Annotated in this window: 5 protein-coding genes; 3 read left to right on the plus strand and 2 right to left on the minus strand. The window is 40.6% G+C overall.

Annotated elements, in window-relative coordinates; genetic code table 11:
* Positions 1 to 44: 44 nt before the first annotated feature.
* Positions 45 to 3,470: a PAS domain-containing hybrid sensor histidine kinase/response regulator gene (locus tag AN944_RS19525; RefSeq protein ID WP_055026327.1), complete on the minus strand. Its 3,426-nt coding sequence runs from the start codon at positions 3,468 to 3,470 to the stop codon at positions 45 to 47.
* 187 nt (positions 3,471 to 3,657) lie between these two features.
* Here AN944_RS19525 and acs point away from each other — a divergent pair, with 187 nt between their 5' ends.
* From acs to AN944_RS19540, 3 genes are all read left to right on the plus strand, one after another.
* Positions 3,658 to 5,610 carry an acetate--CoA ligase gene (gene acs, locus AN944_RS19530; protein ID WP_055026328.1) on the plus strand — a complete coding sequence of 651 codons (1,953 nt, stop codon included), beginning with the start codon at positions 3,658 to 3,660 and terminating at the stop codon, positions 5,608 to 5,610.
* Between the two features lie 222 nt (positions 5,611 to 5,832).
* On the plus strand, positions 5,833 to 7,590 hold the full coding sequence (locus AN944_RS19535; RefSeq protein ID WP_055026329.1) for a DEAD/DEAH box helicase: 1,758 nt from the start codon (positions 5,833 to 5,835) through the stop codon (positions 7,588 to 7,590).
* 67 nt (positions 7,591 to 7,657) lie between these two features.
* The gene (locus AN944_RS19540; protein ID WP_055026330.1) at positions 7,658 to 7,918 is read left to right on the plus strand and encodes a GrxA family glutaredoxin; all 261 of its coding nucleotides are present in this window, start codon (positions 7,658 to 7,660) and stop codon (positions 7,916 to 7,918) included.
* 99 nt (positions 7,919 to 8,017) lie between these two features.
* On the opposite strand, the gene AN944_RS19545 is transcribed toward AN944_RS19540, so the two are convergent.
* Positions 8,018 to 9,169, minus strand: a complete 1,152-nt coding sequence (locus AN944_RS19545) for a DcaP family trimeric outer membrane transporter (protein WP_055026331.1) — start codon at positions 9,167 to 9,169, stop codon at positions 8,018 to 8,020.
* Positions 9,170 to 9,619: the final 450 nt, after the last annotated feature.

Raw genomic sequence — 9,619 nt, forward strand, 5'->3', positions numbered from 1 at the left:
CATCTTCATCCTTGCTTTGGTTAAATCTCTCACTATTTCATCATCTATTTTACTAGGCTTGAAATCAACGCTCTTAATGCAGCAGGTTTCACCATTTTAGCCATGTAGTGATAGCCACGCTTCTGTACATCATCAATGAGATCTTTGTTGGTATTAGCAGTGATTAAAATGCCCGGCAAATGCTCACCGTATCGAGAGCGAATTCCATCCATTGCATCCACACCGTTTTGATCATTATCTAAATGATAATCAGCTAAAACGATATCTGGAGCTACCCCTTTGAGGCCTAATTTAATGCGTGCATCAGCCAAATCCGTGGCACAAACAACATCACATTTCCAACGAGTCAGTAAACTTTCAAGTCCCGCTAAAATGGCTTCTTCATTATCAATACATAGCACTTTCACCCCTGCTAGAGGCTGAGTTGGCGTCGGTACCGGTTTCACGACTTTCTCTGTCACCGTTTTGCCCAACGGCACCATTATAGAAAATACCGATCCTTGTCCTAACTTTGATGTCACTAAGATTTGATGGTCCAGCACTTTACTGATTCGGTCAGCAATAGCTAAGCCGAGCCCTAATCCACTAACGTTGCGACTACTTGGATGATTTAGACGTTTAAACTCTTTAAAGATTTCTTGCGTTTCATGTTCATCAATACCGCAACCAGTATCAAGAACTTGAATTTCAATAAAATCACCACGATGACGACAACCAAGTAATACTCTTCCGCCTTTTGCATAGCGATAGGCATTGGTTAAAAAGTTTTGTAACACTCGTCTTAATAGGGATAAATCAGAATTAATCGTTGCATTACACGGCATCATATTAAATTTAATTTGATTGTCAGCAGACATGGCTTCAAATTCAACGGCTAAGCCATTTAGTAATTCTCCAAGAGAAAAATCTCGACGATTCACCTCTACCATATCTGAATCTAATTTAGAAATATCCAACAAGTCAGTTAATAATTCGCCAGCAGTGCGAAGTGAATTATTAATATGAGAAAGCGTGGTTTTTCCTTCCAAATCCAAATTCGGATATTGTGCAAGCGATGCTGTAAACAAACGAGCCGCATTTAAAGGCTGCATTAAATCATGCCCAACAGCGGCTAAAAAACGACTTTTAGAGGCATTCGCCATTTCTTCTTGGGCTTTTGCTTCAAGGAGTTCACTATTGAGCATCGCGAGCTCATAAGTACGCTCTTGTACTCGAGATTCTAATGTTTCATTCGCTTCTAATAAGGCTTTCTCTTGCTTGCGATATTGAGTAATGTCAGTAAAGGTCATCACAAAACCGCCATCGGGCATTGGGTTGCCCTGAATTTTGATCACTTTCCCATCTTTTCGCTGCCGCTCAGATGTGTGCTCAGTACCATTACGCATATGTTGCACGCGTATGTCGACTTGCAACTCTATGTCGCCCTCACCACAGTAGCCTCTGGCAGCATTAAAACGGATCACCTCGCTAATTGGCATGCCCTGTTGTAAAAATCCTTCAGGGTAATCGTACAGCTCAGCATATTTAAAGTTCCAAGCAACTAAATTCAAATCTTTATCGACCACACTCATGCCTTCATAAGCGTGCTCAATTGCGCCTCTAAGCATATCTTGGCTTAAAATAATCTTAGATGATGCTTCATCTACCAAGCTGAATACTTCATCAAGGGCTAAGTCACGACCTTGTAATACTGAATCCATTACCAAAGAGGCACTAGAGGCACCTAATACCCCAGCAAGCATATGCTCTGTGTGTGACACTAAAGATTGGTCAGCCATTTTATGCCATGAATCACTACGCACAGCATCTGGGGAGAACTTACTAAAGCTTTCATATGCTCTAGTTGGGCTGACAAATCGACTGGCGAGAATTAACAAGTCTTGCTGGGAAATGGCAGTGTGTTTTCTGTTAGCGTCTTTTTTGTTTGAATCAGATTGAAGTGAGCCCGGATTGATAAAATGGCTAGCTTGAATACGCTCAGCGACACCCGCTCTAAACCATAATGAGCCTAATATATAACAAATAATATTAGCTAATAGGGCAATAAGCGTATCGTCAACCTCTGGGCTAATTGAGGCTAATAAGCCTGTTTCTTGCCCTAAACCTACACTGCCTTCAAATAGGATATAACACCATAAAGAAAACCCTACCGCTAAGCCTAAGAATACCCCAGAGCGATTACCGTACTTCCAATACAATCCACCGAGCAAAGCTGGTGCAAGCTGAGCGAAAGCACCGAATGACAATTGTCCTAAATGAGATAATGACTCACTATTACCGAACAATAAGTAACTTAAATAGCCTAATGAAAGAATGATAACGATGGCAAGACGGCGAGCATTAAGTAAAAAACGAGCAAATTGATTAAAATTAGTTCCACTCACTTTATTCGTGCGTAGCATGAAAGGAACAATCCACTCATTACTAATCATAATACTTATCGTCACCACAGCAACAATTACCATACCCGTTGCCGCAGATAATGTACCTAACAAAGCAATCACCGCCAGTACCGGTTGATCTAGTGCTAAAGGAAGATTAATCACGTAAGTGTCGGCGGCCACACTGTCGCCGAGTAATAATGTGCCAGCTAAGGCTAATGGCGCCACAAACAAGCCAAACATGGCGAGGTATAATGGGAATATCCAACGTGCTTTTTTAAGTACAGACTCTTCAGCACATTCCACCACCATGACATGGAATTGCCTTGGCATACATAAAAATGCGGCTACACCCACAAACATCTCAGGCAAAAAAGAAGTAATATTTAATGAGCCATGTTTAATAATGTCTTTTTCTGCCGCCTGCTGCCAAATATCGCCAAACCCATCAAAAAAGCCAAAAGTAATCACAAAGCCAACAATTAAAAAAGCAGCTAGCTTCACTAATGACTCGAATGCAATAGCGACCATCATTCCAGGGTTATGCTCTGTTGCATCAAGCTTTCGTGTACCAAATAAGATAGCAAAGATTGCTAAAATAAATGTCATGACCATGGGGACGCTGACATCATTTAATGGCATGTTTTCAGGCTGAAATAAATTCAAGCTAAAGACCATCGCTTTTAACTGCAAAGCGATATAAGGCATGATCCCAAATAAAGCAATAAGTGTCACAATTGCAGCAAGGGTTTGAGATTTTCCATAGCGAGCGGCAATAAAATCTGCAACAGAGGTGATATTTTGCGCTTTTGATATGGCTACTATCTTACGAAGCATGCCAAAGCCTAAAGTAAAAACCAAAATAGGCCCTAAATAAATCGGTAAAAAAGACCACAAATCATTAGCAGACTGCCCCACCGTGCCTAAAAAGCTCCACGACGAACAGTAAACCGCTAGACTTAAGCCGTATATCCACACTTGCACCTTTTTGGTGATTTTACTAAACCAGCGTTCAGCTCCCCACGCTAAGATAAACAGCAAGGAAACATAGCAAATTGCAATTACAGCAACGACTAAGGTCAAATTCATAGCATTCTCTTTAATTATTTTTATGCTTAATATTTGTGCAATAAAACCGTTTCACGAATACGTCATGCTAACATGCGCAACAGGTTAAATATTAAGGATATTTTAAAACTAGACCAAGGTCTAATAGTGTTAACCTCACCTTGCAGACAATACTCTCGTAACGCTAATTTTGACAAAGGGAAGCCCTATGAGCTCGCAGTCTCTCTATAAAGTACCAGCAGATTTCGCCAACAATGCACTGGTAGATAACGATAAATATAAAAAAATGTACCAAGAATCAGTGGTAAATCCAGAAGGGTTTTGGAGAGAACATGGTAAGCGTATCGATTGGATTAAGCCTTACACCAAAATCAAAAAGACCTCTTTTGATGATCATAACCTGTCTATCAATTGGTTTTATGATGGCACATTAAACGCCTCTGCAAACTGTTTAGATCGCCATCTTGAAAAAAATGGCGATAGAGTTGCCATTATATGGGAAGGCGATGATGCAAATGAGCAGCGTAAAATTACTTACCGTGAGTTACATACTGATGTGTGTAAATTTGCCAATGCACTTCGCAGCCAAGGCGTTTGTAAAGGCGATGTCGTCACGATTTATATGCCAATGGTGCCTGAAGCTGCTGTAGCCATGTTAGCTTGTGCTCGCATTGGTGCTATTCACTCAGTGGTATTTGGAGGTTTCTCTCCGGACTCCATTGCATCTCGTGTTATTGATGGCAAATCAAAAGTATTGATTACTGCCGACGAAGGTATTCGTGGTGGTCGTAAAATTCCTCTTAAACGTAGTATTGATGACGCACTGAATAACCCAGATGTTGATTGCGTCGAAAAAGTTATCGTACTCAACCGCACAGGCGGAGATATCGATTGGGTTGAAGGTCGTGATATTTGGTGGAGCGATGTAATGGCAACAGCTTCAGAGCATTGCCAAGCCGAAGAAATGGGCGCTGAAGACCCGCTTTTCCTGCTTTATACATCAGGCTCAACTGGTAACCCTAAAGGTGTGCTGCACACAACCGGTGGTTACATGGTTTATGCATCAATGACACACGAATATGTATTTGATTACAAAGAAGGCGAGGTTTATTGGTGTACTGCCGATGTCGGTTGGATTACTGGCCATTCCTATATGGTTTATGGCCCACTGGCTAATGGTGCAACGATTCTTATTCATGAAGGTGTACCTAATTCTCCAGGTCCATCGCGTTTAGGTGAAATGATTGATCGTCATAAAGTGAATATTCTTTATACCGCACCGACATTAATCCGTGCACTGATGGCAGAAGGCAAAGAGCAATTTGACGGCTTTGATGGCAGTTCGCTTCGTGTAATGGGCTCAGTAGGTGAACCTATCAACCCTGAAGCTTGGCGCTGGTATCACGAAGTCATTGGCCATGAGTCTTGCCCAATTGTTGATACTTGGTGGCAGACAGAAACTGGCGGTATCTTAATTAGCCCACTTCCTGGAGCAACCGATGCTAAACCAGGCTCTGCGACTCGCCCATTCTTTGGTGTGCAGCCAGCCCTAGTTGATAACATGGGTAATATTTTAGATGGTGCAGTTGAAGGTAATTTGGTCATTCTCGATTCTTGGCCAGGCCAAATGCGCACGGTTTATGGCGATCATGACCGTTTTGCATTAACGTATTTTAAAACTTTCCGAGGCATGTACTTTACTGGTGATGGTGCCCGTCGTGACGAAGACGGTTATTACTGGATCACGGGTCGTGTGGATGACGTTATTAACGTATCCGGTCATCGTTTAGGTACCGCCGAAGTTGAAAGTGCCCTTGTTTCACATGAGCTAGTTGCTGAGGCCGCAGTAGTTGGTTACCCCCATGACATCAAAGGTCAAGGTATCTACGCTTATGTGACCTTAACTAAAGGTATTGAAGAAACGGAAGAACTTCGTCAAAACTTACGACAATGGGTTCGTAAAGAAATCGGCGCGTTAGCTACCCCAGATTTGATTCAATGGGCTGGTGGTTTACCTAAGACTCGCTCTGGCAAGATTATGCGCCGTTTCTTGCGTAAGATTGCAGCAAACGAGGTAACAAACTTAGGTGATTCTTCAACACTTGCAGATCCTGCGGTAATCGATACCTTGATAGAATCACGCTTAAACAAAGCGGAATAATATCCTAATCAATTAACTGTCCTACCCACCTTGAGAAATCCTAACCAGATTCTCGTTGCCCCCTCAATTGAGGGGGCTTTTTTATATCAATTTTTTATACCGCCTAAATTAAGGGCTTTATTTCATGCTAGAGTAACCATTTATATCACTAGCAATGTATGCTCCGTGAATGCGATGAGTTTCATTATTACTTTGAACATTATTCAATAACGATAAAAACCTATGACAGCTGTAATATCCCTTCGTGATTACCAACAAGATTCTGTTGATGCCGCTATAAAACACTTTAAGCAAAGTAATGACTCCGCTGTATTAGTATTACCAACAGGTGCTGGTAAAAGTATCGTGATAGCAGAACTTGCAAGAATAGCTAGAGGCAATGTTTTGATATTGACTCATGTTAAAGAGCTAGTCGCTCAAAATGCAGAAAAAGTGGGATTACTGACTCAAGATGCCAGTATTTATTCAGCTGGATTAAACCAAAAAAAAGCAGTAGGTAAAACGGTTGTGGCTAGCGTTCAATCAGCTGCTAGGGCGCCTGAAAAATTTAACCAAACTTTCTCTTTGGTTATTATTGATGAATGTCACCGTGTTAGTAACGATGAAAATAGTCAGTATTGGCAGTTATTAAATCATCTGAAAAAAAATAATCCGCAACTAAAATTACTAGGCTTAACGGCAACACCATACAGATTAGGACTAGGCTGGATATTTCGCCATCATTATCACGGTAAAGTCGGCAACACAGAAAAACCTATTTTTGAACAATGTATTTTTGAATTGCCCATGCGGCCACTCATTAAACGCGGGTATTTAACAGCACCTAAGATATTCGATGGCTTAAGCGCACAATATGATTTTAGCCAGGTAACCCCTTCAGAGACTGGCGAATATCCACAAAAAGAAGTCGATGATTTATTAGATCATCAAGGCCGAGCTACCACAGCAATAATTAAGCAGGTTGTGCAACTAGCAGAACACCGTAAAGGCGTGCTCATATTTGCAGCAACAGTACGTCACGCAAAAGAAATAATGAAGTTACTCGATGATAGTGCAGCTTTAATTACCGCTGACACCCCTCATACAGTGCGTGATGATATTATTTCACGGTTTAAGCAACAAAGTCTTAAATATATTGTCAACGTAGCGGTACTTACTACAGGCTTTGATGCTCCCCATGTAGATTTAATTGCTATTTTAAGGCCTACGGCCTCTGTGAGCTTATTTCAGCAAATGATTGGCAGAGGCTTACGCTTAGCAAAAGACAAAGAGGATTGCCTAGTCATTGACTATGCGGCTAATGGATATGATCTTTATTTTCCTGAAGTTGGCCAAGTCAAACCCAACAGTAAATCTGTCCCAGTACAAGTACACTGCCCCGTTTGCCAGTTTGCTAATACTTTTTGGGGTATTGTCGATGCCGACGGTGATATTGTTGAACACTTCGGACGACGCTGCCAAGGGTTAGTCGATACAAAACAGGATACACATCAGCAATGTGATTTCAGGTTTCGCTCTAAATCCTGCCCTGGTTGTGGCGCTGAAAATGATATTGCAGCGCGCATTTGCCAAACATGCCAGTCAACTCTCATTGATCCAGATAAACGATTAAAACAAGTTTTATCCTCTCAACATCATCATTTATTCAAATGCCAAGAGATGCATCTCATCGAAGATGATAAAAAGCTGATAGTGAAATATTTCGATATTGACGCTAATGAATTTAAAGAAAGCTTTAGAATGGAAACACCTGCTCAGCGGCGCGCCTTATATGCAATTTTTATTGCTCCACACTCGCGCACGCCTGGGATGAAACATCCACAATTCTCATCACCTCAACAAGTTCTTGAACACCAGAAACATTTTAAAACGCCTGATTTGCTGTTACTAAAAAAACAAAAGCATAAGTGGGAATTAGTGGAAAAGTTTTTTGATTATAAAGGACGATTTAAAACCATTAATGAAAACAGTTTTGTTTGAATTGAATGAAATTATCAATTCGATAAAACTTATGGTATAAATCGTCAAATCAAAAAAAGGAGTCACTATGTTTGTTGTAATTTTTGGCCGTCCAGGCTGCCCTTATTGTGTTCGTGCTGTTGAACTATCAGAAAAATTAACTGAACAGCGTGACGGATTTAAGTTCAAGTATGTCGACATTCACGCTGAAGGCATTTCAAAAGCTGATTTAGAGAAAACGGTTGGCAAGCCTGTTGAAACAGTGCCGCAAATCTTTGTCGATGAAGTGCATGTTGGTGGTTACACTGAATTTGAACAGTACGTACGTTCAAACAACTTATTGGGCTAATTAGATTAAAAATCAATTATGCACAAATGAAAAAAGGGTTAATTCAATGAATTAACCCTTTTTTGATGTCGTAATGCTACCTTAGAAAATCACTAGCTTTTAAAGCACGTATTTAGCAGAGAACAAAATACGGCTTAGGTCACCATCACTTCCATTTTCACGTTCGTTTTTCGCATACATATATTCAACACCAAAGGTCAAAGGCTTGGTTGGTGAATACAATAAGTTAATATAACTTGAGTATGACTCAGCATTTACTAAGCTACTCGATAGCATGGTATCGTTATCAGCTTTAAATGCTGACACAGTGACACTCGTACGCCACTTGTCATTCCACCAATGGCGGTAAGCGGCATAGCCACCGTAAGAGCTTATCGCTTGTATTTCGCCGTTAGCATCAAGATTACCAGCATTGGCATAATTCAACGCCATATAACGCCCTAGGCCTTCACCGTAGGTTGCTGAGAATTTAAAGTCATCGTTTCCGACCGGGATAATACCGGCAATACTCGCACCGTAACCCATTTCAGTTGAATCAACTGCCTGCCCATCAACATTTTCTTCAACATTCAATTGACGTAAAATACCAGCCACAGAAATTGCAGTCCCACCTTCTGTCTTAAAGTTATAACGAGCAACAACATCTGGCACAATGCCACTACCACTGGTGAGTCGTGTTGCCGTAGCAAATTTATTTACAGTCGTTTCAGGGTTTTCGACTGCTATTTGAAATCCACCATTGGTATAGCGAATCATCGCTTGTCTAACAAAAGGTGTACCTTCGGCAGCACCAACAAAATCTAAGTTTTCAGGCAATGCGCCAGGATTTTGGAACGTTGTCCATGTTTGACCGACTGTCCAGTTATCATAACTAATAAAAGCTTGTCGGATACGTGGTGAATAACTGTTAGATACACGTTCATTACCGTCAGTATGAGTCATGAAATCTAATTCAATAAAACCTGTTAACTTATGACCATCAAAATCTGAAACCGTTTTAAAATTAAAACGAGTTTCTCGCGCCTGAAAATCGACAACTTGTTTACCATTACCCTCTTCGCCATAAATAGTACCAGGCACATAAAATTGACGAGATAAACTTCCTGAATCGGGTGCGCCATTACCATAGTCACTGAACATCACATCAGCTTTTACGTAGCCCCCAAACTGCATATCAGTATCTGCATAACTAACATTACTTAATGCCAGCATTGAACAACCGATTAATAAACCATATTTTGCTTGTTTCATCATGCTCTCCCTGTTCTTATCATCTAAAGCAATATGACTCACTTAACAAACAAGCAACATTAGCAATAGGTCTATTAGACAAAAGTAGATGAGAGAAAGCTAAAATGATTAACAGGTTTGCAATTAAATGGTAAATAACATTAGCAATTTGAAAACGTTAAGACTGCCCAGTAAAATTAATAGCTAAGCAGTATTCTTGTGAACAAAAGAATACTTATTCATGAGGCGATAAAGTTGACAAAAAGTACAACATCAACATACAAGAGTTGAGTTTATAGTAAGGCTGAATAAAATAAAAAAGCTTGAATATGAATAGATTAAAAACGGTAGGACAATAGAAGAACTGAATTAAAGCCGAACAGGCAATCTCACTTTCAGAAAAGTGGTGGGTCGTGAAGGATTCGAACCTTCGACCAATTGGTTAAAAGCCAACTGCTCTACCAACTGAGC

The sequence above is a fragment of the Shewanella sp. P1-14-1 genome (genome assembly GCF_001401775.1).
In the GTDB taxonomy this organism is placed as follows: Bacteria; Pseudomonadota; Gammaproteobacteria; order Enterobacterales; family Shewanellaceae; genus Shewanella; species Shewanella japonica.